This window comes from Azospirillum griseum, assembly GCF_003966125.1.
Classification (GTDB): domain Bacteria; phylum Pseudomonadota; class Alphaproteobacteria; order Azospirillales; family Azospirillaceae; genus Azospirillum; species Azospirillum griseum.
This window is the reverse complement of sequence record NZ_RXMA01000041.1, coordinates 1-22,241: the sequence shown is the minus strand read 5'-3', so window position 1 is coordinate 22,241 and position 22,241 is coordinate 1. Positions and strand designations below refer to the sequence as shown.

Genomic DNA, 22,241 nt, shown 5'->3' with positions numbered 1-22,241 from the left:
CCCTGATGGAGGCACCGTCAATATGCCGGCACTGTTTTGATGGCGGGCATGGTTGGGGCTGAGGATGGCTGGTGCTGTCAAGCCAACCTTCTGATACCAATCCGCTTAACCGCCGATCAGGCGCTGAATGTTTTGGTGAAGCGTTCCTATTCGAGTGGCGAAGGCTGCTTTCACCGAAAGCGAAATATGTGGGAATCCCGGATGGATCGTTCTTATGGTTGGCGGACGGACAACGACGAACGCCTGTACGACACCCGGTTTCCATTGCGCGCAAGGCTGTTGCGCTGGGTCGGTCGTCAAACCTGGATTCCCAAAGGACAAGACCGGTTGTTGCGGTTGATCTGGTCGCCTGCGCGTGGAGGGCGGTTGGCCTTCGAAGTCGATTTTTTCGGGCTGCGGTATCGCGGAAACCTTGCCCATTACGCTGATTGGTTGGTGTTTTGTTACGGCGCGGCACCCCGCTGCGAACTGGATCTGCTGGCCGAACTCGCCGCCGAACATCGTCGCCGCGCGCCGACGATGCCGTTGGTCTTTTGCGACGTCGGCGGAAACGTCGGTCATCACAGCTTGTTCATGGCACCCCTTGCCGATCAGGTGGCGATCTTCGAACCTTTTGCCCCTTTGTGCGATCTCATCCGGGATAAAGTCGCGCTTAACCGTCTGAACAACATCACGCTTCATCCGTTCGCGCTGGGAGAGGCGGACGTGGAGGCGAGCTATTTTCCCGGCGGCGGAGAGAACTCGGGCCTGGGGTCGTTGCTTCCCGGCACCGGATCGACGACCGATCCGGTGCCGGTGTCGATCCGCAACGGCGACGCGCTGTGCGCACAAGCGGCCTTGACGGGTATATCGATCATGAAAATCGACGTGGAGGGTTATGAGCCGCAGGTTTTGCGTGGACTGACGCGCCGGATGCAGGAGGATCGACCGGTGGTGCTGATGGAACTCAGCCCCGGCGGTCGTCACGGGTTCGGCAACGAGGCCGGAATGCGCGCCTGCTTTCCCCCCGGCGCGCGTTTTGCGGAAGTTCGGGGTCGGCACGGCCACAGTTACACCTTGGTTCCGTTCGATTTCGACGTCAGCGAAGAGGTTCTGGTGGTTCCGCCGGAACGGGCCGACTTCATCGACCGGCGGCTACGGCGTTGAGGTGTCTCGCCTTTCCACAATCATCCGCCACAACTGCGCCGCAGCGGCGTCCAGATCCAGACGCGCCGCCGCGAAATCCGCCGCCGCCGCCGACATGGCGGCGTAGGCGTCCGCGTCACGGTTGACGTCCCGCGCCCGGCGGATCGCCGCCGCCGCGTCGTCGTCGTTCGGATTGAACAAGATCCCGGCCCCCGCTGCGGCCAGAGCGTCCCACGCCAGCCCGTGGACCACCAGCGCCGGGCGTCCGACCGCCAGCGCCTCCGCCAGCGCGTTGCCGAAGTTCTCCCGCACGTCCCCCGCCTCCATCCCCGACGGCAGCACGACGAAATCGCACGCCGCCAGCGCCGCTCGCACGCCGGATTGGTTCGTCGCCCCCGGCATGGACACCGCGTCGCCGCCGTCTTGCGCCAACCGCCGCACCGCGTCGGCGTAATCACCGTCGCCGTCGCCGATGATGGTCAGGCTGTCGTTGTTTCCCCGCGCGGCGAGCCAGACGCGCAGAAAGCTTAAAATCCCTTTCTCGCGGCTCAGTCGACCGACGTAGCAAAACCGCACCCCGTCCCCCGCCTCCCGTTGTCGCGGCGGCGCACGCCAGAAGGCGACATCGACGCCGTTGGGGATGACCTCCACCCGCGCCCCCGGCAACAGCGCCCGCACGCCGTCGCGTTCCGGTTCGCCAGAAGCGTGGATCGCCTGGGCGCGGCGCAAGGCGGGCAGGACGAACAACAGGTAGAACAGCCATTTCAGTGGTTTGGTCCGGCGAATGCGGGCGACGTGTGCGGGCATCAACCCGCCGCGCGGAGCCGCGATGTACGGGCGGCCGAGCAGGTGGCAGACAAGATAGGCCCAGGTGGTTGGCCAAGTGGCGACGCCGCAGACATACGCTGACCGGGCTTCCCGGCACGCCCGCCACAGCAGGAGGGGTGCCCCCAAACCAAACCCCCAGCGGATCGCCCAATGGGCGCGATAGAGGCGGACGGGCGTCGATGTCGGCAGGCCGACGTCTGCGGGCGTGATCGGCAGGCTGCGGGAACCGTCGCTCGCCGCCACCGAAAACCGCCGCCCCTGCCGCGCCCAGGCCCGCGCCAGGGCGGCCGCGCTTTCCGCCACCCCGCCGAAGCCGCGAGCCGGGGCGATGTGGGTGGCGACGAGGACGACGTCAGTCCTGGTCATGACGGTCCGCCGTGCGCGTCGAGTTTGAAAGACGCAGCAGCCATTTCGTCGCCTCGAACCAAGTGTACATCAAGGCGTACAGCAGTCCCGCCCGTCCGTCATGCCAGCCGCCACGCCAAACGTAATGGTAGAAAAAACGCAACGGGATGCGCAAGGGGCCGCGCCCGAACAGGCGGTTCAGCCGGGCGCGGGAGGTCAGACGCCCTTGCGCGCTTTCGTTCGCCGCCGCTTCCTGCGCCGCCAGCCCCACATGCTTGCGCATCCAACGGGTCAGGTCGCCGTCGTAGAAGAAATGCAGGTAGGGGACTGGGCAAAAGCCTTCGCGGAACGGTTCGGCCACCGTTTCGCCGTGACCGGAATCGTTGGGCACGAAACGGACCCCGCAGGTGCGGACAAGGCGCGGGTGATGCACCGGATAACCAGGGGCGTAACGCAGCGTTTGACCGCAAAACACCAGATGCGAGGGGATTTGCGCCACGTCGAAACCGGGGTCTCCCGCTGCCAACGTGGTTTCCAGCCATTCGAAAAACGCCGGGGGAAAGATTTCGTCGGCGTCGATGAACAGCGCCCAATCGGCGGCGTCGCCGCAGGCGTCGAGACAGAAATTGCGCTGCGCGGCGAACCCCGGCCACGGGTTGAGCAGCACGCGCGCCCCGGCCCGCCGGGCGATTCCGACCGTGTCATCGGTGCTGCCGGAATCGACCACCATCACCGGGTGGGCGGCGGGAATGGCGGCGAGACAACCGGGCAGGCGTGTTGCCTCGTTCAGCGTCAAGATGACCACGGCCACCCGCGCCGCACCGACCGGTTCATGCCCAATCCGTTCAGACATCGCCGTTTCGTCTCCGCCCGATCAGCCCGGCGCATTTCGCCGTGATCCAGCGCCGCTCCGCCGCCGTCAGCAATAGCAAAGCCGCGACGGGCGGGCAAATCCCGGCCCACGCCGCTGAAAAGACCGCCATGCCGATCAGGTCGATCGGCGGGGCGAACGCCGCCGCCGCGCCGCCGGCCGCATAGCCGATGGCCAACGCAAAGACGCCGACCGCCGTTCCGGCCGCCGCTGCCCGGAAGAACCCCAACGCGCCGTTGGGGTCCGCCAGCCGCCCCAGCAGCCAGACCGACGCGACCCATTCCGCGACCGTCAGTCCGGCGGCGACGGAGACGGCTCCGTCCCGCCCTGCCGTCGTCAGGCAGACGAGCAGTCCAAGAATGAAGGCGGCTTGCGCGGCGGCCAACGCCCGTCCCCGGTTTGAGAACAGGCAAAAGGCGCTGAGCACCAGGCCGGGGGTCGTCGCGGGCAAGGACGCGGCCAGAATCCACAACAGGGCGGGGTCGGTCGTCACCGTTCCGTGCGACAGACGGGCGACCAGCGGTCCCCCCAGCCACAACAGCCAGCCCGCGACAAGGCCGGCGGCCAGACAGGCCCAGCGGATGGCGTCGGTGAACAGTCGGCGTCCCGCCGCCGGATCCGAACCGATCAGACCGCGCGTCGCCTCGTCGATGGCGGCGTAGGCGAATTGCTGTACGATTTGTCGGCAAAAGTTGGCGATGGTCCGTGCAAGCACGAACGCCGCCGCGCCGTCGACTTTCGCCACGACCAGCACCACGAGATGCACGTTGACGACATTGGCCAGATTGGCGACGGCGTAGGGAAAGCCGCGAGCACCCAGGTCGCGCCACTCCGCGCGGTCGGGGGCAACCGGGAAAAGCCGGTCGGCGGAGAAACCCGTCGTCCATCGTGTCGCGGCACCCAGCGCCGCCACCGTCATCAACCCGGCGACCGCCTGTCCCGCCGCCACCCCGCTCAAATCCGCTCCCAGCGCCGTCAGGGCGACCGAGAGCGTCAGCATGATGAATTGCCCGCCGACGGCGATCCACAAACCCAAAGCCATGCGCCCGCAACCGCGCAGAACGCCAGTCAAAAACGCCTCTGCCGTTTTAAAGGCGACGGCGAGCGTCAGCCAAACGGCGACACCGCCGCCTTCGGCGGGTGGGCCGAAGCCCACAGCCGCCGCGCCCACAGCCGCCGCGCCCGCCAAAACCGCCGCGCCCACCGCCGCCGTGACGGCCAGGCGCGTTTGGCGATGGACGCCGGTGGCGTTGCCGACGCTCCATGCCTCTTGCACGCGATTGCCGCACCAATGATTGAGGCCGAAGCCGAAGGCGCTGACCAATCCGCACCACGCGGAGGTTTCCAGCCATGTTTCATAACCGGCAAGGCCGAACGTGGCGATGAACAATGCCGCCAGTCCGAACCGTTCGATCACCAGCCCCAGCGTTCCCGCCGACTGGGCGACGAAACCGTTGATGATTCTGCGACTGACGCCGGGGTTCACGCCGTCGACTCCTGACCGCGCCGACGGCGGTTGCCCACCGCCGCATCAAGGATCCGGTCGATCAGCGTGGTCGTCGCCGACAGACTGAACCGCCGCAAGACGTTCCGCCGCAAATCGTCGTCCGCCGCGCCGCGCCGCGCGGCCTCCGCCAAAGCCGCCGCCAGTCCTTCCGGCGAGCCGTCGAAATGAATCAACCGATCCAGCGGCACGCCTTCGATCATTGGCGACCGTGTGGTGACAACGACGGCACCCGCCGCGACATATTCGAACAGTTTGAACGGAAACACCCCGTGTCCGGCGGCAGCGACGTCGCGGTGCGGATTGATCAGCACATCCATCGAACACAGGAAATCCACCAATTGCGCATCCGGCAAATATCCATGGAAGCGACCGCGTTCCGGGTGGCGGGCGAGGGCTGCGCTCAACATTGGCTCCAGAGAGCCGATCCCGGCGACGTGCAGTTCCATGCCGGGGGGCAAAAGATCGATCAGAGCCGCCAGCGTCCCGACGCCCTTGTCCTCCTCCAGACCGCCGCAATAGCCCACCCGGATCGGGCAGTGCGAAAACGGTGGGAGGCGTCCGGCGGCGCGGCGTTCAAGGGCCGGGTCGACGACGGGGGGAAAGAGAAAGGCTTGCGGGTTGATCGGGCGGACGCGGGCGCACAGATCGGAATTGACGCACGCCGCCGCCGCCGCCCGCCGCACGACCTCGTCAAACGAACGGGCGTCAAGGGCGGCCTTGACGTTGAACGGAAAACTGCGGCGCGCCGTTGGCAGGTCTTCAAGCTCCAGAACGAAAGGAACGCCCATGCGTTCCAGCGTCAGCGCCAGGCGGGATTCGAACAGATAGGCGTTGTAGATCCACAACAGGTCCGGGGCGAAATCCCGGGCGACCCGTCGGGCGATCCGGGGGGCCGCCAACGCCTGCGCCGCCTTGGTCAGGCGTGGAATTGGCAATGCGAACGGCCGCAGGATCCCGACCTCCCGGCCTTCTCCTAGCTCGGCCCGTGAAGCGCAGGTCGGACGAAAGCTGCCCTCGCCGCCGACGTGCAGGGATTCGATCAACGTCGTTTCGCAACCGAGGTCCGTCAGGGCGGCGAGAACCAGCCTGACCTTGCGAAACGCGGCGGTGCGGTTGGTGGTTTCTCCCGGTGCCAGCGACACCGGGGCGCACACCGCCACCCGCAATGGCCCGTCGCGACGGGCGTTCACAATCCAGTCCCACTCAGGCCGCCGACCGACGAGGCGTATACGAACTCCGCCGCCGCAGGGTCGTCCGACGGGCGGCCGAAGCGGTCCGTCGCCAGACACACGAAACCGGCACCGCGCAGACGTTGCAACAGATCGCGGTTGTCTCCCAGATCGGGATGAACCTCCATCGCCAGATTGTCGATCCGGTCGAGCCAACCGGACCCGGCGGCGAACAGCGGATATTCCGCCCCTTCGACGTCGCATTTCAGAAAATCGATGCGGGCCCCACCCAGGCTTTCCAGCACGTCGGTCATGCTCGTCATACCCGGTCCGGCGTCGGGGGCGATCGCCGCGACGACGCGGCGGACCTTTTCCGGTGCGATGGCGTTGGCGGCGCACAGCAAGCGGAACGCTTCGGCGTAGCCCGTCTCCGGCTCGACGCCGACGGCAAGGCGCGCCCGCAGAACCTTGATGGCGACCAGCAGGAACAGGCCCCGGTTGGAGCCGAGGTCGACCACGACGTCGGCGCGCAGGTCGGGGCGAAACGGCCGCAGGTAAACGTCGTTGGCGAACATCTCCCGCAGATTTCCGAACGTCGGGTTGTCGTCCGGCACCGCAGCGAGGCGGTCGATGTCGGCCAGCGGCAAGGCGACGACGGCACCGCGATAGGCGATGCGGCAATTCCGGCTCATCGCCGCGTCCACCGCCGTCAGCCGTCGGCTGCGGAAGACGGCCGGAGCGCAGCGGACGGTGGCCAGCGCCAGGCGCAGGCTCATCTGCGGGGACAAGACCCGCAACAGATTGCTGTATTCAGACGCGAAGCGCGCGACGACGTTCATGTGACGCTCTCCGGCGCTGTTTCTCGCTTCCCGCCACGCTCCGGCGCGACGGCGGCGTAAATGTTCAGCAATCGGGCGGCGTAGGCGTCCCAACCGCCGACCTCCGCCGCCGATTTCCGGGCTTCGGCGGCCATGACGGCGCGCAGGTCGGGGTCGCGATGAAGCGTCTCCAGCGCCTGGGCCAACGCGTCCGGATCGCGCGCCGGGACGACAAAGCCGTTGACGCCGTCCTTGACGCAATCGGCCGACCCGGCGTTGGCGGTGACGATGACCGGAACCCCGCAGGCCAGCGCCTCCACCGTGACCTGTCCCCAGCCGTCGCACACGGTGGGCAGAACCACCACCGACGCCCGGCGCATCAACGCCGCCACGTCGGCGAAAGGGCTTTGCGGAATGTGGCGGTACAGGCCGTCATAACCGGCGAGAATGGCCGGCGTCGCCGCCGTCGCGCCGCCGACGAAGATCAGTTCGGCGGCGGGAAGCGCCGACCGGCGCCACGCCTCCAGCAGATAGCGGTGGCCTTTGACCGGATCGAGCCGCCCGACGACAAGCACGCGGAAAACGCCGTCCGCGGGTTGTTCCGCCGGAACGAGAGGCGATGGCGGGACGTGCGCGGCGGGGGGAACGATGAAGATCCGCCCGGCGGCGATCCCCGCGTCCGTCAGGGTGTCGCGGCTGAAGCGGCTGTCCACCATGAAATAATCGGCCAGTTCATATTGCCGTCGTTGTTCCGGCGTCATGGTCCAGCGCCGACCCCGGTCGTCAAGGCCGAGCCGACACCATTCCTCCCGTTCCAGGTCGAGTTGACGGCCCCAGTACGGGGTCACAGCATGGGCCAGCACGGCGGCGCTGTCCCGTTTGGCGCGCGCCATCAGTTTCTCGACCCGGTAGCCGATAACGGTTTGCAGAACCGCCGCCGGTCGCCAGCGACGCAGGACCATGGCCTGCCACAAGGCGGAATGGAAATCGTAACAGGTGCCGGTGTCGGTGGGCGGGGCGTAGCGCATATGCGCCCCCGCCAGATAGGCGGGAAGGAAGACATTGACCGCCTGATCGGCGGCGATTCCCAGGCGGCGATGGTCGGTGGACAGACGATGGGCGTAGTAAAACCGCGCAAGCGCTCCGGCCTGCGCCAGATGGCCGACGAAATGCTCATAACGATGCAAGGAGAAGGCGGCGATGTTGACCGTCATGCCGTCGGCTGCTCCTCCCCCGCCCGCGCCTGCCGCGTCCACGCCAGCAGCAAGCCGAAAAACAGCCACGTCAGCGGACCGACCACCACATGCGACGCGGTCTGACCGACCGCCATTTGCACCCCCGACTGGCTGAGCAGGACCAGCGCCGCCGGATCTCCGTATCGCCGCAACACGCCGACCGCCTCTGCCAAGGCACCGATGACGAAGGCGATCCGCAAAGCGATGTAAAGGGCGGCAAAGAAAACCCCAAGATCGTTGACGTGTTTGGCCCACGGCGCTTCGCGGTAAAGCTCCTCCGGAATGTGTCCCAGAATGTAGGCGGCGTTGCTACCGGTGCCCAGGCCGTAGCCGAGAAACGGCGTGTCCCCCATATTTTCCAGTATTTCGTCAATGTCGGTCTCGAGAAACAGTCGGCTGAGGGTGCCAGATCGATAAACGTTCTCCTCTTCCGTCCAGGCGGCGCTGAAACGTTTGGAGAGGATGTCGGCGTTCTCGCCGAAAACCGTCAGCGTGATCGCGGACACCATGACGACGGCGGCGAGCGCCTGCGCCAGGCCGCGTATTCGCCTTCCGGCGCGTGGCGTCATGATCCCGGCACCAATCGTCACGACGATCATCAGCGCAAACGAGAGGACGGCATAACGGCTGCCCGCCAGTGTCAGGCTGGCACCGGTGGCGATCAGCGCCGGCCAGAAAAACCATCCGCCCAATCTGGTGCGTCGCGAGGTGATGAAGAACGCCCAGCACAACGACATTGTCAAGGTGATGAAAATCGAATTGGCGAGTGGAGACGTGAACAAACCCATCGGACGAGTGAGTTCGTCGATCAGGTTCAGACCTGAAAAAACGTTGTCGGAGGTTTCGCCGAAGCCCTGGTTGATCGCATCGTCCATCCTGTAGTCCTTCTGAACGTACATGATGGCCGCATTGGCGAACATGAGAACCATTGAAACGACGGCGAATCTTTCAACGTCTCTCCGTGTGAAATAATCCGCTATAATATAACATAATGGAATGAATGCGAAGTACCCGATCCAGGCGCTGGTTGCGACCTCGAACACCACAATAGAACCCGACATGGCTTGTATGACAGCCAAAATAATAACGGATATTGATATTAGAATCGATGCTGCAAGCAGAAATCTAATCTTTGGCCACAGTTGGAACATAAGACAATAGAAATAAATTAATGCGAGGATCGGCATGTGCATGAATGCAATATATTGATGATCCTCTGGGGATATCCATTTGCGCAGAGGTCCTGTGATCACGACGGTGATGAAAAAAATCAGACAAAGCGACACCATACGTCGACGGATGATTTCCCGGCCGTCGGTGCTCTTTCGTTCCATTGTCGTTGGGAGCGGCCCAAAGCGCTGGTCATGTGATCGCGAACTCAGCGGCACGGTTCCATTCCCGCATGATGGATGTCATGTAGCAAGCAAAGCGCATTTCGCTGTGATGATTGGACGGTCATTGTTCGACCGGGCTCCGGGCAAACAAAATATCCGTTTGGACCGGTCGACCGGCTGCATTGCGGTGAGGTCGCCAATACACTGTTGCCTCAAACCCGGCGTCAGCGAGAAAGGCGACAACATCGTCAGTCAACGCCTGTCCTTCGTAGAATTCAATAAACGAACATTCAACATAAATCCAGGTGAAACGCGCAAGCAAACCCGTCGCGCCGCGCAGGACATCCAATTCGCCGCCCTGGACGTCGATTTTCAAGAAAGCGGGGGCGACCAGATCGGCGGCGGTCATGACTTCGTCCAGACGCGCCGCCGCCACATCTTCAAGGCCCGTTTCATGCGTACCGGGAAACTGCGCGGTCTGGCGGTCGGTGATGGCCCGCAGGGACGAACTGTCGGCTTGCGCCGAAACATGCATCGTTCGCGGTCCCGTCGCGTCGGTCAGCGCCAGTCGCCTGCGGATCAGCCGGGTTTCCCGACCGCTCCACGCTTCGAGGCGGGCGAATGGGGCGGCCAGCGGTTCGAACGAATAGACCAGGGCTTGCGGAAACAGCTCCAGCGCCAGTAGGGCGAACTGCCCTTTGTTGGCACCGACGTCGACCACGGTTCGCACGTCCATGCCGCGCAACAGGGGTTCGTGTTCGATGCAGGCCCCGACGCCGCTCCGCAACCCGCGCCGAAAGCGCGGCGTCCGCGCCAAAGCCAGTGCCTTGCGCAGTTTGCGGGCGAGATTGCGCAATGAACCGCCGTTCATCCCGTTTTCCCGGCGCGCAGAATCGCTTCGAACCGTGAGCCGATGCGGTCGATGTCGAAGGCGGTTCCGGCGTAGCGGCGTTGTCCTTCGGTCAACGCGGTCCGCAAGAGCGCATCATGGCGCAACCGGTGCGCGGCGGCGAGAAAGCCTTTCCGGTCGGTGGCATCGACGCACAAGCCGGCGTTCTCCCGTTCGATCAACCGGCGCGCCAGATTGTCGGCGGGGGCGGCGGCGAGGATTGGGCGTTCGGCGCAAAAATACGCGTAGGTTTTCGACGGGGCGGACATCACCCCGGCGAAATCCTCCAACAACGTCAACGTGACGTCGGCGCTCGCCAGAACGTCCGACAGGGATTCGAACGGCTGATAATCGAACAGCAACAGACGATCCAACCCTTCCGCAGCCTTGATCGCCTCCAGTTTCGTGCGACCGGGGCCGCGACCAACCACGACGACGCGGGTCGCCGGGTCGTCGCGCCACGATCTGGCCAAATCGGCGATCAGTTCCGGGTTGTGCTTCATCCCCAGCGTGCCTGCGTAGAGAAAGACGAAACAATCCGCCAGACCTTGCGCGCGTGACCACGCATTGTCTTTCGGTCGGGCGACGATCCCATCCGTCGGGGCCCAGTTTTCAATGACCTCCATGCGGGTGCAGGGCACCCCTTCGCGGGCCAACAGGGGAATGAAATCAGCGGTGATGACAATGACCCCGGCAGCGGTGCGCAACGTCGAGAATTCAACCGACTTCAGAAAACGCAAGGCCGCCCAACGCAACGGCGCGGGCCATCCCCGCACGGCCACGGCCGCGCCGATGGAAAAAATATCCTGCACCCAGCAAATCAGCGGGACATTGGTCCGGCGCAGCGCTGCGGCCAGTTTGGCTTGAACGGCGGGGGGGCTGTTGCCGGACAACACCACGTCGGCTCGGAAGTCGACGACACGTCGGCCAAGCAGCCGACCGTATGTCAGTTCCCGGATCCAGCGGCGGATCGGTCGGTATTTCGGCAAGGGACGACCGAGCGATAAGCCTTGCAGCGTCAAGGAGGCTGGATCGTCCGGTCGCGGAGCCAGCGGACCGCGCGGTGCCTCCACGTCGTCGCAATGAAGATGCAGCACCGTATGGCCGCGACAGGCCAGCCAGCGGCTGAGTTGGGCGGGAAAGGCATAGCCGGCGTAATCGTGAACAACGATGCGGCACGATCCCGTCACCGCTTCGCCCCATGCAGCGCCAGATAACGGGAAAGCTCCTGTTCCGACAATTCGGACAGTGCTTCGCCGACCAACGCCCCCGCCGACCCGTTTGCGACCAACCGCGTGACGAAATCCGGAGAGATCACCCAGACCAGCCGGACTTGTCGCCGCAACAGAGACAGCATCTCCTCATTCATCGCTGATTGCAGCGACAAGGCGAACTCCAGGCGGGACTCCATCAGAACGGGGGTGAAGGCGCCCGACAGCCAGGACAGCCGCAAGGCGGCGAGCGCGCCGTCGATGTCGCCGCGTTGACGACGCAGCCAGGCCAGCCGCGTCCAGGCCCCCGGTTCCCCCGGTGCCGTCATCAACCCTGCGGCTGTTGCTTGCTCCGCCGCCGTAAACAGTGCGGTCCTCTCTTGCGGGTCGGCGGCAGCAAGCGCCCGGCGCAGCAAAATCAACCCACGGTCCAGCTTGTATTCGGCCGCTCCCGACCAGCGTTCCGCCGCCGCCAGTTCCGCCGCCGCCACGTCAAGATCGGCGGCGGGCGTGGGAGTCCGGTTCAGCGTCGCCTGGACCACGTCGCGCGCCGTCAGCGCATGCAGCTCGCCGATCAGGCGCGGCGCGCCGAGCGTGACCGCAGCCAACGCGAGAGCCGACAGCAACAAAGCGCTGCCACGGTGCGACGGCGGCGCGACCGCGCCATGGTCGGGATCAGCTTTCCTGACCGCCGTAATATTCATGGTAGCGCCCGTAATAATAGCCATAGTCGCCGTAGCCGTAACGGTCGTGCTTGCGTTGATTGACCTGGGACAGCGTGACGCCCAGCAGCGGCGCGCCGACGCTGCGCAGCAGCTTGACGCCGTTGCGCACGGCGTCTCGCGGCGTCGCGTTCCATTTGATCAGATAAATCACACGATCAGCGTGGGTGGCCAGGACACGGGTGTCGGCCACCGCCAGCACCGGCGGCGAATCAATGACGATGTGATCATAGCGTTGCGACAGGCGCGTGATCAATTCGGCGATCCCGGCGCTGTTCACCGCTTCGGCGACGTTGAGAGCCTTGCCGGCGGGCAGGAAATCCAGCCCACCCGCCACGTCGGGAAGAATCGCCTCCTCTGCGGTCATTTCACCCGCCAGCACCTGCACCAGCCCGCGGTCGCCGTCCACCTCCAGCATGCGGTGCATGTTCGGGCGATGCACGTCGGCGTCGATCAACAGCACCTTCGGGTGGGTTTTGGCGAACATCAGGGAGAGGCAGAGCGAGACATACGTCTTTCCCTCCCGTGGCACGGAGGAGGTGATCATCGTCACCCGATGGTGTCGGCCGTTGCCCAAATCCAGGGCTGTGCGCAGGCTGCGGATGGCGTCGGCCAGTGACGAGCGCGGATTGTCGAGAACGTCTTGGGCCACGCCGCCCTTCGCCCGCCGACGGTTCAGCGGCACCATGGCCAGGGTCGGCAGGTCGGTCAGCTCCTCGGCTTCGTCGGCCGAGCGCACCGCGCTGTCCAGGCGGTCCAGCAGGAAGACCAGAGCCACGCCACCGATCAGAGCGATGAACAGGGCGAGGGTCATCGCCTGCCGTTTGGCGGGATAAGACGGTGCACTGGGGATGTCGGCGGGGGAGACAATGCGGGCGTTGGCGCGCTGCACCTGCTGTTGTTCCGATTCCCGCTTGAATCGGGTCAGGAATGCCTCGTACACAGCGCGGCTGGCATCGGCTTGGCGCTCCAGTTCCCGCAGGCGCACTTCGGCTTCACCGGCTTGGTCGGACACCTGCCGGGCCTTTTCCAGTTCCCGCTCCAGTTCCCGCACGCCGGCGGTCGCCACCACGACTTCGTTGGCGATGGCGGCGGCGACCTTTTCCACCTCGTCGGCGATGCGGCGGCGCAGATCGTCAAGATCCGCGCGGAACCCTAAAATGCGGGGATGGCGGTCGCCGTAGGTCTTCAGCGCTTCCGACATTTCCCGGCTGCGTTGGCTTTCCTGTTCGCGCAGCCGCTGGATCAGCGGTGACTGCAAGACGTCGGTGATCGCGTCGATGCCGCTGCGGGTGCGCAGCAATTCACGCACTTGATTCAACCGCGCCTGCCGTTGCGCCAGATCGGCCCGAGCAATCACCAGTTTCGAGCTGAGTTCGGAAAGCTGCTGCTCCTTGATCGGCGCGCGTTGTTCGCCCTTGCGGCGCAAGCCGTAGCGGGAACGAAACTCTTCCGCTGCCGTTTCGGCGATTTCGACGTCCTGGCGCAGCTTCTCCAACCGTTCGCCCAACCAGTCGGCGACCCGGCGGGCCTCTTCGAAATTGGCCTCCAACCGGTCAAGAACGTAGAGTTCCGCCAGGGTGTTGGCGATCAATGCCGCCTTCTCCCGGCTTTCCGACGTGTATGACACCGTGATGGTGTATGAGCGGCGCGGCAGCTTGACGGTGACTTTCGACAAGAACGCCTGGACAACACTGACGTTTTCCATCTGCGCGCGGGCGGTCGGGGACAAGGCAGCCGTTTTGGAATTTTTGTCCGGGTCTTCGCTTTCCGTCTCATCGCCCTGCGACCCCAACCAGTTCATCGGGTTTATCTTCGCGATGAAAACTTGCAGTGGCTTTGGTGTGCGCAGTTTGGCGTTGAATTCCGGATCTTCCGCTAAGCGCAGCTTGTCGACGGCGCGCTGCGCCAGGATCGTCGACGTCAGCAGGTCGGCTTCGGTTTGAACCAGTTGTTCATTCATCCACATTCGGCCAGACGCACGCTCATCCAAGGCGTTGCGCACTTCGGGCGCGTTGATGGTGATGCGCGCCTCGGCCGTATAGCGTGGCGTCAATTGCTGCAAATACAGAAACGTCGGCACCAGCACCGGCAACAGGCAGGCCATAATCAGATGCTTGCCCCGCCACAACACGCGCCAAGCCCAACGAAATTGGCGGCGCATTTCGTCGTGGGGCGTGTCGGCGTTGGGGATGGGACGGGGGAGAGCGTTCTCCGGCGTCATCGCATTCATCAAAGTTGCGAACCAAGACGCAGCATGAAGGTGGTCTGATGGTAGCCGCCGGTTTCCCCTTGCACCTGCTTTATCTTCTGTACCGCTTCCGCCCCAACGAACAGTTCTCTGGTGAAGGAGTAGATTCCGCGCGCGCGCGCTTCATACAGCCAGTCGCTCGTCGATTGCCCAGAGTTTTGGCTGTAGGCGGCGGACAAAAATCCTGACAGCAGGATGTTGCGCGCCGCTTCGTAACGCACCAGCACGCTGCCGGTGGTGCGCACCTGGCTGGACGATCCCGAACGGGTGGTTTCCGATACGCTCCGCTCCAGCGCCGGAACGATGATCAGCAGCTTGTCCGGCGTCCAATTGAAGGTCGCGCGCACGGACAGGCCGGACGGATCCTTGAAACGAGTGTCACGATAATCCTGTGACAGATAGCCGACCAGGAAATCGCCGCGCAGCAACTGGCTGAGGTCGACGCCAATGCCGCCTTCCACCCGGTAGCCGTGGCTGGAGCGCTGGAAACCGTTGCGGTCGAACCTGTCGTCGTAACGCCGGTCGTTGGCGGAAACCTGTGTCACGGCGGCGTAGCCGGGGAACAGTTCGTAAGCGCCGCGCAGCTTTCCTTCCACTTCCCAACGGTCACGGTCGTCGTTGGGAATCGCCGTGCCGGACGACGTGCCCACCCGGTCGAACGTCAGGCGCTGGGTGGTGACGTCACCGGAGAGGGTGAGTTTACCCAATTCCTGCTTGCCGCCGATTCTGGTGATGAAGCCCTGGGTGGAGGTCGGCTTGATGCCGCCGGCTTCGTCGGGGCTTGACCGATCCTCGTGACGGGAAAAATACTGCGTGAACAGCGTCAGTTCCGTTCCGGCCTGCACGTCGTAGCGGCCGTTGACGTCGGTCTGGAAATCCAGACGATTGTCGCTCTTGTACGTCCGATAGATGTATTTTTCCGCCATCATGCGGACGCCCAATTCATGCTGGGCGAAGCGGGAGCGCAAGGTGAACTCGGGGCGAACCGTGGCCAGGAAGTCTGACTTCACATTGTTGCGGGTGGCGTAGACGTTGCTGTTGTAGGTCAGCTCGTTCTCCAGCTTGGGCAGCAGCAGGAACGAGCCAAGGTCAACGCCCTTGGGCTGATAGGTCTCGGCAAGCCGCTTTTCATCATGCCCGCCGGCGGAATCCTGATCCGGCTGGGTCTCGGCGGTCACCTTCGCCCCCGCGCCCACCCGTCTTGGATCGGTTGTCGGAGCGGTTGCGCCCTGCACCTTGATCTGCGCCTGGGCTTCGGCAGCAACGCAAAAGAAAGCAGCGACGAGAAAGCCGTAGGCGACGGTGTTCGCCTGTGCGCGTGTCCTATCCCGGCGCATCGTGTACGCTCCCATTCTTTTCAACCCCGGATATGGTGCCTATCACAAAATCTGTTGCAACGTACATAGCCTGTACCATGAGGAGCATTTTATGGAATAAATGCCGACGGATGTGATGCGGGCGCAACGGAAGCCAGGCCGTGATGGATTGGATGCCGCCCTTGGGAGGCTTGTCATGACCTCATCCATTAACACCGCCGTTTTCCGGGGCCTGCTTGCCGTCGTCGTGCTGGCACCGGTGCCGTTCGGCGCGAACCGTCCGTGGGCATGGTCGCTGCTCGCTGTATTGATCGGTTTGCTGGCCGGTGGTTGGGCGTTGCTGGCGATCTTCGGGCGCTGCCGTGCTCCCTTGCCCGCCGGTCGGTTGGCGGCGGCGGCGATTCCGTTCGGACTGGCGATGCTCTGGGCTGTGGCGCAGACCAGTTCCCTCATTCCGGCCGGTTCATGGCACCCCTTGTGGGGCGAAGCGGCGCAAGCGCTGGGGGGCGGCGGAAACGGCATGATATCGGCGGCACCGGACGCGACCTGGAGTGCCGTCATGCGGTTGTCCTGCTACGCGACGGTTTTTTTGCTTGCCGCCCAGTTGGGCATGGAACGCGCCCGCGCCCATGAAGCGATGACGGCGGTGGTTGTCGCCGGGGTCGCGTATGCTGGTTATGGATTGTTCGTTTACTTTTCCGGTCGCGAGGAAATCCTGTGGTTTGCGAAATGGGCCTATCTCGGGGATCTCACCTCGACGTTCGTCAACCGCAACGCCTACGGTGCCTACGCCGCCCTGGGGCTGGTCTGCTGCGTGGCAACATTCGCGCACCGGCTGCGACGACGGCGGGAAGAGCGGCGCGGCGCGGCAGAGTGGACGGAAACCCTGCTGGTGCGCGCCATGCCTTATCTGATTGGTGCGCTGCTGACCGGTTCCGCGCTGCTCTTGTCCCATTCCCGTGGCGCGTTTTTGTCCGGCGGTCTGGCGTTGGCGACGCTGATGGTGGCGCTGACCCTGGGACGGGCCTTGTCGCCGCAAGCGGCCTTGCGCATCGGACTGACGATTTTGGTCGTCGCCGTCGCCGTCGTGGCGATGAACGGCGAAGGCACGCTGGAACGATTGCTGGAAACGGGAACTCCTGCGGCGGATGAGGGGCGGGCCGATGTCTACCGCTTAACCCTCGCCGCCATCGCCGACGCCCCCTTGACCGGGCATGGACTGGGCGCGTTCCAATCGGCTTTTCGCATGTACCGGGATGGCGGACTGCACCGCGCGGAAGACTGGCAGTACGCGCACAACGTCTATCTGGAAATGGCGATGGACCTTGGCGTTCCAGCGGCGGGGGCGTTCTTCGCCTCCCTGTTGGCCGTCCTGGCGGCCTGTGTTCGGGGGTTGTTCCGCCGTCGCCGCGACCAAGTGTACCCTGCGACGGCACTGGCCGCCGCCGTTCTGATTGGTGCGCACGGCTTGATCGATTTCAGCGCTCAGATCCCAGCCATTGCCATGACACTGGCCCTGTTGATGGGGATCGGCTTCGCCCAGTCGTGGAGTTCGCGCACCTTGTCCGAAGACGGAACGGCCCCCTGACCCGTCGGGTCAGGACGGGCTGGTCGTCTTGGTGCGGTCCAGTTCTGTCGGCAGTGTCTGAACCGTCGGCTGGGTCGTGGTCTGGGTGGCTTGTTGCGTGACCGGAGCGGTGGCGGTCGCCGTTGCCTGCCGGTATTCCTCCGACTGCTTGTTCAGGATCTCATTGATCTGCGTGCCGTTGGTGGGGTTGGCTTGGTTGAGCGTGGTGGTGGTGGCCGCCTGATTCAATTGTTGCGTCATCGCTGCGACGGCGCTGGGGGCAACGGCGGTCACCGCCTGGGTGCTGACCGCCGCATAGGATTGCGCCATGACCGAGATCGCGGCGTTGGGAGAGCTTTGATAGACGGTGGGATTGCTGGCCACCTGAACGGCGGCGGCGGAAATGCTGGCCACCTGTTGCGGCGCGATGGCCTGCACGGACGGAGCCAAAACAATGCGCGCCGCCGTGGTGGCGGTTTGCAGGGCCTGTTGCGGAGCCGAATTGGAGACCGTGTTCTCTTTCACGGTCTGCATCGCCACGCTGGCGATCTGCACGGCGGCGGCCGGGTTGGTCGCCAGGATTTTTTCCGCCGTGCTGACGGCCTGCGAAGCGGTGGCGGCGGCCAGAGTCGGATTGTTGGTGGTTGCCGAGGCCTGCACAGCCGAAGCGGCCAACGCCGCCGTCTGTTCGGGGGCGACGCGCAAGGCTTCCGGACGGATGAACAGGCGCGTTGCGGTGGTGATCACCTCTTGCGTCTGCTGCGGCGCACTTTGCTGCACCGGCGTATTGCGCACGGTGTTCAACGCCGCCTGCGCCACCTCGATGCCGCCCTTGGGATTTGTGGAGAAAATCTGCTCGGCGGCCCGCACCACTTGCGCGGCCAGATTCGCGCTTTGGGTCGTGTTGCCGCTGGACAACGTCGTGATCGCCTGGGAGATCGCTTGCGGGTTGCCCGACTGCACGGCGGCGCGCAAGGCTGGCGGCAGGGCGGCAAGGGCGTTGCCTTGCTGCGTCTGCTGCCCTTGGCCTTGTTGGCTCTGCTGAGCGGTGGCGGGAAACACGGCTGCGAGGGTGACGGCAACCGCCGCAACGCAAATGGACTTTTTCATAACCCTCTCTCCTCGCCTCGCGTCATCCCGATACGCACTGTCACAGTCGGCGCTGCGGCACCTTGATGATGTCGCCGGGCAGGATCGGTGTCCGCTCGGTCGCCCGGTATTCCTTTTGCTTGCCGTCGATCATCCGCACCAGAAGAACCTCGCCTTCCCAGGCGCGATAATCATAGCCGCCGGCCCTGGCGACGGCGCTCAGCACCGTCATGCCGTTGGTGTAGGCGAATTCACCCGGCTGGCGCACTTCTCCCAGCACGTAAAACGGGCGGAACGACTGCACTTCGATCGCCACTTTTGGGGACTGAAGATAGCCGTCCTTCTTCAACGAAGTTTCGATGCGCTGTCCCAGAACCTTCGGCCCGATACCACTGGCGGGGATGTTCCCGACCAGCGTCATCGCCAGATTGCCCGAGGGGTCGACGGTGAAATCGCCCGACAACGAGGGTTCGTTGAAAACGATCACGCGCACCCGATTGCCCGGTTCGATCAGATAGCCGTCGGACGGATTGCCCGGCTCCATCGGAGCCGTCTCCGTCGGCAGCGACACGCCACCGCATCCGGCGACGGTCAACACGATGGCGGCGAACAGGGCGCGGAAAAGAGCGTGAGGCTTGCGGGGCATATACGGCGAAGGCTCCACAGTTGAGAATCTTCTATTATTCCGGCAATCTAAGCCGGGCGGCAGAGTGATTCAAGGACGGACTTCCTTGGAGCATCCTCACCCCATGCCGTTCTCGCGATTCCACGAATCGTACACGAATTGCGCCCAGCCGCGCAAACCGCGGGGCTTGCGCACTGGTCCGGTCGTCGACGACGCGGTTGGCCAATCGCGAATCGGCAAGGAGAAACCAGTCTTCGGGCGCGTGGCGGCGGCGGCGCTTTGTGGCCCGATCGCCACCGACAGCGTCCGCTTGTCCGGTGGCGGTGTCATGGCGGCGATCGCCCTGATCGCCCGGCGGAAAAGAGCGGCGTCCGCCAGCGGGGTGCGGATTTCCACCGACGATGCCATGCCGGCCCAATCGGCGTCGCGCAGCAACTGGCCACGCATGTAAAGCTCCGTTTCCATCGCCAGCACCCGCAAATAAGGCGATGCGATCCGCGCGTAACGCCCGTCGCCGCCCGCCGCCCGCCGCACCCGCGCCAAGGTCTCCGCCAGGCTGCGGGCATCTTCCCCCCGTTCCAACTCCCAAGGCAAAAACAGGCCGCGACGCAACAGATATGCGTCGGCGTCCGCTCCCGCGCACTCCAGCAGCGAGGCGTACTTCGGCGAGGTGAAAGCACCCAGCCATGGGGCGGTCATCCGCCGCAATCCGCGCCCCAAGGCCGGTCCGAGCAGGGGAATCCGTGCCACCGGTCCCAAAAACCGCATCAGCGGCGGAATTTGCCGGAACGACGGATACCCGCCCAGCATCTCGTCGCCGCCCACCCCGGACAAAGCCACCTTGAAGCCGGCATCGGCGGCGGCGGCGGCGGCGAAAAAGACGTTCACCCCGTCGATGGTCGGGACATCCATCGACCGCAGCAAGGCGTCGCGTTGATCGGTGAAGTCCGCCGCAGTCAGGTGCCGAACGTGATGGGGCATGCCGCAAGCGGCGGCTGTTGCCGCTGCGCCGGGGGCTTCGTCGTCGTCGGAACCGATGAACCGGTCGGCGGTCAGTGTCACCCCCGTGACGCCACCGGTCGCGCTCGCCGCCAGTTCGGCGATCATCGTTGAATCGACACCGGCCGATAAGAACAGCGACACCGGCGTGTCAGCGACAAGATGGCGGTCGACGCTGGCGGCGACGTCGTCGCGCAACGACGCCAGCCACTCCCGGCGGCTTTTCGGCGTTGCCGTCCGGGCGTCCATCTCCGCCGCGACGATTTCATCCACCACGTCGAAAAAACGGCCCCGGGATGTTCCTCGGGCGTCGGTCCAGAGCCACGTTCCTGCCGGCAACATTTCAATCGCCGCCCACGGCGAGAAGGGTTCTGGAACCCAGCCGTACATGAAAAATCCCAACCGCGCCGCCGGGTCGGCCCTGCTCGCCGACCGTTCGGGCAGCAGCGCCGCCAAAGCCCGGCATTCCGACGCGAAACCGGTCGTCTCCCCATCGTCGAAGACGTACAGCGGCTTGATCCCCAGCCCATCGCGGGCCAGCAACAGCCCTTGACGGCGGTCGTCCCACAAGGCGAAGGCGAACATGCCATTCAACCGGGCCAGACCGTCGACGCCGTGGCGGTCATAAAGCCGGAGCAACACCTCCGTGTCGGATTGGGAACGGAACGTCACGCCTTGCGCCATCAATTCCCGGCGCAGCTCACGATAATTATAGATTTCGCCGTTGAAAACCACGGTCAATCCGGCATCGGCGTCGGTCATCGGTTGCGCCCCTGCCGGGCTTGGGTCGATGATTGCCAGTCGGCGATGCCCCAGAACCAGTCGTCCCCCGGCGGCCTGAAACAACCCGGAACCGTCCGGCCCACGATGGGCCATGCGGTCGCGCGCGGCCATCACCCGTTCAGGCCCCGGCGGCGCGGCGGCGGGGGCGGGACGAAACAAACCGATGATGCCGCACATCGGCGGGCTCCGTTGCGGGAAAAGAGGGGGAACGGTAAACTCAAGCGCCGAATTCATCCGGCGAAATGCGTATACGCCGTACAGGCTTGGCGTATCCGATGCCGGGATTCTGCCACCACTCGGGTATACAACAGACCGGTGTTCATGTTCGCCAGGGAAAAAAGCGTGGGCAGCGGAAAATTACGCGCATGGATCGCCGACCGTCTGGGCTTCGCCGCGCCGCCTTCCGCTGTTGCCGGGCCGCCGTCTATGGCCCCTGGCGTCCGATTGTACGCCATAGGTGATGTTCACGGCGAATTGGACCTGTTGGACCGCTTGCTGCCGTTGATCGTCGCCGACATGGCCGGGTGTCCGGATCGACAGGCGGTGGCGGTGTTTCTGGGCGATTACGTCGATCGCGGCCCGGACAGCCGTGGCGTGCTCGACCGTCTGATCGGCGATCCGCTTCCCGGGGTGGAAACACGGTTCTTGGCGGGAAACCACGAGTCAGCGTTGCTGGACTTCATCGACGATCCCGTTGCCAACGCCCGCTGGCTGGATTTCGGAGGGGCGGAGGCCTTGGCCAGCTACGGCGTGCGGGCGTCGGTCGGGGTGCGCGACCGCGGGCGGTTGAAGGAGTTGCGCGATCAACTGGTCGACCGGCTGCCCGACGCGCACCGCCGCTTTCTGGAAGCGCTGGAGGACTGGGCGGTCTACGGCGATTACGCCTTCGTGCACGCCGGGATCAGGCCAGGCAGGACGTTGAAGCGACAACGGCGTGACGATCTGCTGTGGCTGCGAGAACCGTTTCTGTCCTCGAGCGCCCGGCATGAAAAGGTGATCGTCCATGGCCACACCATCGTCGATGCGCCGGAAATTCACCCCAACCGCATTGCGGTCGACACCGGGGCATATGCCACCGGCGTCCTGACGGCGGTCGTTCTGGATGGAACCGAGCATTCGTTTCTTCAGGTCGGGAAAACCCGGTCAGGGTGAGGCGGGGACTTTGGTGCGAAAAGGGCGGGGTGGTGGGGAGGGCGAGGGGGTGTAGATGCGGCCCGCTGATGCTGAGAATCCGGGAGCATCCGATGCTGTGCAAGGCCGGTCCGCGCCAGACGTCGCAGCGCCGACCCGTCAAAATCCTCCCACAACCCGATCGCACCTCCCATTCTCACGCCCTCTTGAGGCAGGGTGCCATCGATTCAGAATTTCACCAGATTGGTGAGCCATCTCGTGAGTCATAATCAGCACAGGCGGGTATGAGAGTCGCCGATAATCCCGGCGTGGTTCAGTTGCTGAGGAGAGCGCGATAGGTGTTAGGAGCCGATTCAAAATAGATGAATCGGCTTGGCTTGTGGTGCGGTCGGGGATTTTCAGCGGGAGTCGCTGCGGGTAGACTCG

At 64.7% G+C, this 22,241-nt stretch carries 18 protein-coding genes; 3 read left to right on the top strand and 15 right to left on the bottom strand.

Annotation, left to right across the window (positions count from 1 at the left end):
• Window positions 1-39: 39 nt before the first annotated feature.
• Window positions 40-1,146: an FkbM family methyltransferase gene (locus EJ903_RS24135; RefSeq protein ID WP_126620305.1), complete on the top strand. Its 1,107-nt coding sequence runs from the start codon at window positions 40-42 to the stop codon at window positions 1,144-1,146.
• Here the strand turns inward: EJ903_RS24135 and EJ903_RS24130 are convergent.
• From EJ903_RS24130 to EJ903_RS24075, 12 genes are all read right to left on the bottom strand, one after another.
• Window positions 1,135-2,319: a glycosyltransferase gene (locus EJ903_RS24130; protein WP_126620303.1), complete on the bottom strand. Its 1,185-nt coding sequence runs from the start codon at window positions 2,317-2,319 to the stop codon at window positions 1,135-1,137. The genes EJ903_RS24135 and EJ903_RS24130 overlap by 12 nt on opposite strands.
• Window positions 2,306-3,151: a glycosyltransferase family 2 protein gene (locus EJ903_RS24125; RefSeq protein WP_126620301.1), complete on the bottom strand. Its 846-nt coding sequence runs from the start codon at window positions 3,149-3,151 to the stop codon at window positions 2,306-2,308. The genes EJ903_RS24130 and EJ903_RS24125 overlap by 14 nt, the downstream gene beginning before the upstream one ends.
• Window positions 3,144-4,655, bottom strand: coding sequence for an MATE family efflux transporter (locus EJ903_RS24120; RefSeq protein WP_126620299.1), 1,512 nt, complete (start codon window positions 4,653-4,655; stop codon window positions 3,144-3,146). Before EJ903_RS24120 ends, EJ903_RS24125 begins: the two co-directional genes overlap by 8 nt.
• Window positions 4,652-5,866 carry a glycosyltransferase gene (locus EJ903_RS24115; protein WP_126620297.1) on the bottom strand — a complete coding sequence of 405 codons (1,215 nt, stop codon included), beginning with the start codon at window positions 5,864-5,866 and terminating at the stop codon, window positions 4,652-4,654. The genes EJ903_RS24120 and EJ903_RS24115 overlap by 4 nt, the downstream gene beginning before the upstream one ends.
• Complete coding sequence (locus tag EJ903_RS24110) at window positions 5,863-6,684, bottom strand: FkbM family methyltransferase (RefSeq protein WP_126620296.1); 822 nt, start codon at window positions 6,682-6,684, stop codon at window positions 5,863-5,865. Before EJ903_RS24110 ends, EJ903_RS24115 begins: the two co-directional genes overlap by 4 nt.
• Window positions 6,681-7,877 (bottom strand): glycosyltransferase family 4 protein, encoded by a 1,197-nt coding sequence (locus EJ903_RS24105; protein WP_126620294.1) that lies wholly within the window; start codon window positions 7,875-7,877, stop codon window positions 6,681-6,683. Before EJ903_RS24105 ends, EJ903_RS24110 begins: the two co-directional genes overlap by 4 nt.
• Complete coding sequence (locus EJ903_RS24100; protein ID WP_126620292.1) at window positions 7,874-9,286, bottom strand: hypothetical protein; 1,413 nt, start codon at window positions 9,284-9,286, stop codon at window positions 7,874-7,876. Before EJ903_RS24100 ends, EJ903_RS24105 begins: the two co-directional genes overlap by 4 nt.
• 67 nt (window positions 9,287-9,353) lie before the next feature.
• On the bottom strand, window positions 9,354-10,103 hold the full coding sequence (locus EJ903_RS24095) for an FkbM family methyltransferase (RefSeq protein ID WP_126620290.1): 750 nt from the start codon (window positions 10,101-10,103) through the stop codon (window positions 9,354-9,356).
• Window positions 10,100-11,311 carry a glycosyltransferase family 4 protein gene (locus tag EJ903_RS24090; protein WP_126620288.1) on the bottom strand — a complete coding sequence of 404 codons (1,212 nt, stop codon included), beginning with the start codon at window positions 11,309-11,311 and terminating at the stop codon, window positions 10,100-10,102. Before EJ903_RS24090 ends, EJ903_RS24095 begins: the two co-directional genes overlap by 4 nt.
• Window positions 11,308-11,958: a hypothetical protein gene (locus EJ903_RS24085; protein WP_126620286.1), complete on the bottom strand. Its 651-nt coding sequence runs from the start codon at window positions 11,956-11,958 to the stop codon at window positions 11,308-11,310. The genes EJ903_RS24090 and EJ903_RS24085 overlap by 4 nt, the downstream gene beginning before the upstream one ends.
• Before the next feature lie 49 nt (window positions 11,959-12,007).
• On the bottom strand, window positions 12,008-14,278 hold the full coding sequence (locus tag EJ903_RS24080; RefSeq protein WP_246015921.1) for a GumC family protein: 2,271 nt from the start codon (window positions 14,276-14,278) through the stop codon (window positions 12,008-12,010).
• Between the two features lie 8 nt (window positions 14,279-14,286).
• Complete coding sequence (locus EJ903_RS24075) at window positions 14,287-15,657, bottom strand: outer membrane beta-barrel protein (RefSeq protein ID WP_126620284.1); 1,371 nt, start codon at window positions 15,655-15,657, stop codon at window positions 14,287-14,289.
• A gap of 85 nt (window positions 15,658-15,742) precedes the next feature.
• Here EJ903_RS24075 and EJ903_RS24070 point away from each other — a divergent pair, with 85 nt between their 5' ends.
• Window positions 15,743-17,209 carry an O-antigen ligase family protein gene (locus tag EJ903_RS24070; RefSeq protein WP_126620282.1) on the top strand — a complete coding sequence of 489 codons (1,467 nt, stop codon included), beginning with the start codon at window positions 15,743-15,745 and terminating at the stop codon, window positions 17,207-17,209.
• Window positions 17,210-17,218: 9 nt separating this feature from the next.
• Here EJ903_RS24070 and EJ903_RS24065 read toward each other — a convergent pair whose 3' ends face one another.
• From EJ903_RS24065 to asnB, 3 genes are all read right to left on the bottom strand, one after another.
• Complete coding sequence (locus EJ903_RS24065; protein WP_126620280.1) at window positions 17,219-18,298, bottom strand: hypothetical protein; 1,080 nt, start codon at window positions 18,296-18,298, stop codon at window positions 17,219-17,221.
• Between the two features lie 40 nt (window positions 18,299-18,338).
• Entirely contained in the window at window positions 18,339-18,848 is a 510-nt protein-coding gene (locus EJ903_RS24060; RefSeq protein ID WP_246015919.1) for a polysaccharide biosynthesis/export family protein, read from the bottom strand.
• 171 nt (window positions 18,849-19,019) lie between these two features.
• Entirely contained in the window at window positions 19,020-20,798 is a 1,779-nt protein-coding gene (asnB, locus tag EJ903_RS24055; RefSeq protein WP_246015917.1) for an asparagine synthase (glutamine-hydrolyzing), read from the bottom strand.
• Between asnB and EJ903_RS27815 the strand changes: the two genes are divergently transcribed.
• A complete protein-coding gene (locus EJ903_RS27815; protein ID WP_246015915.1) occupies window positions 20,709-21,836 on the top strand; it encodes a metallophosphoesterase in 1,128 nt (375 codons plus the stop codon). The genes asnB and EJ903_RS27815 overlap by 90 nt on opposite strands.
• Window positions 21,837-22,241 lie beyond the last annotated feature (405 nt).

Bases quoted from the DNA above. Each gene is read 5' to 3' on its own strand.
- EJ903_RS24080 (WP_246015921.1), bottom strand. From the start codon at position 14,278: ATGACGCCGGAGAACGCTCTCCCCCGTCCCATCCCCAACGCCGACACG.
- EJ903_RS24130 (WP_126620303.1), bottom strand. From the start codon at position 2,319: ATGACCAGGACTGACGTCGTCCTCGTCGCCACCCACATCGCCCCGGCT.
- EJ903_RS24070 (WP_126620282.1), top strand. From the start codon at position 15,743: ATGCCGACGGATGTGATGCGGGCGCAACGGAAGCCAGGCCGTGATGGA.
- EJ903_RS24110 (WP_126620296.1), bottom strand. From the start codon at position 6,684: ATGAACGTCGTCGCGCGCTTCGCGTCTGAATACAGCAATCTGTTGCGG.
- EJ903_RS24125 (WP_126620301.1), bottom strand. From the start codon at position 3,151: ATGTCTGAACGGATTGGGCATGAACCGGTCGGTGCGGCGCGGGTGGCC.
- EJ903_RS24065 (WP_126620280.1), bottom strand. From the start codon at position 18,298: ATGAAAAAGTCCATTTGCGTTGCGGCGGTTGCCGTCACCCTCGCAGCC.
- EJ903_RS24135 (WP_126620305.1), top strand. From the start codon at position 40: ATGGCGGGCATGGTTGGGGCTGAGGATGGCTGGTGCTGTCAAGCCAAC.
- EJ903_RS24075 (WP_126620284.1), bottom strand. From the start codon at position 15,657: ATGGGAGCGTACACGATGCGCCGGGATAGGACACGCGCACAGGCGAAC.
- EJ903_RS24095 (WP_126620290.1), bottom strand. From the start codon at position 10,103: ATGAACGGCGGTTCATTGCGCAATCTCGCCCGCAAACTGCGCAAGGCA.
- EJ903_RS24105 (WP_126620294.1), bottom strand. From the start codon at position 7,877: ATGACGGTCAACATCGCCGCCTTCTCCTTGCATCGTTATGAGCATTTC.
- EJ903_RS27815 (WP_246015915.1), top strand. From the start codon at position 20,709: ATGCCCCAGAACCAGTCGTCCCCCGGCGGCCTGAAACAACCCGGAACC.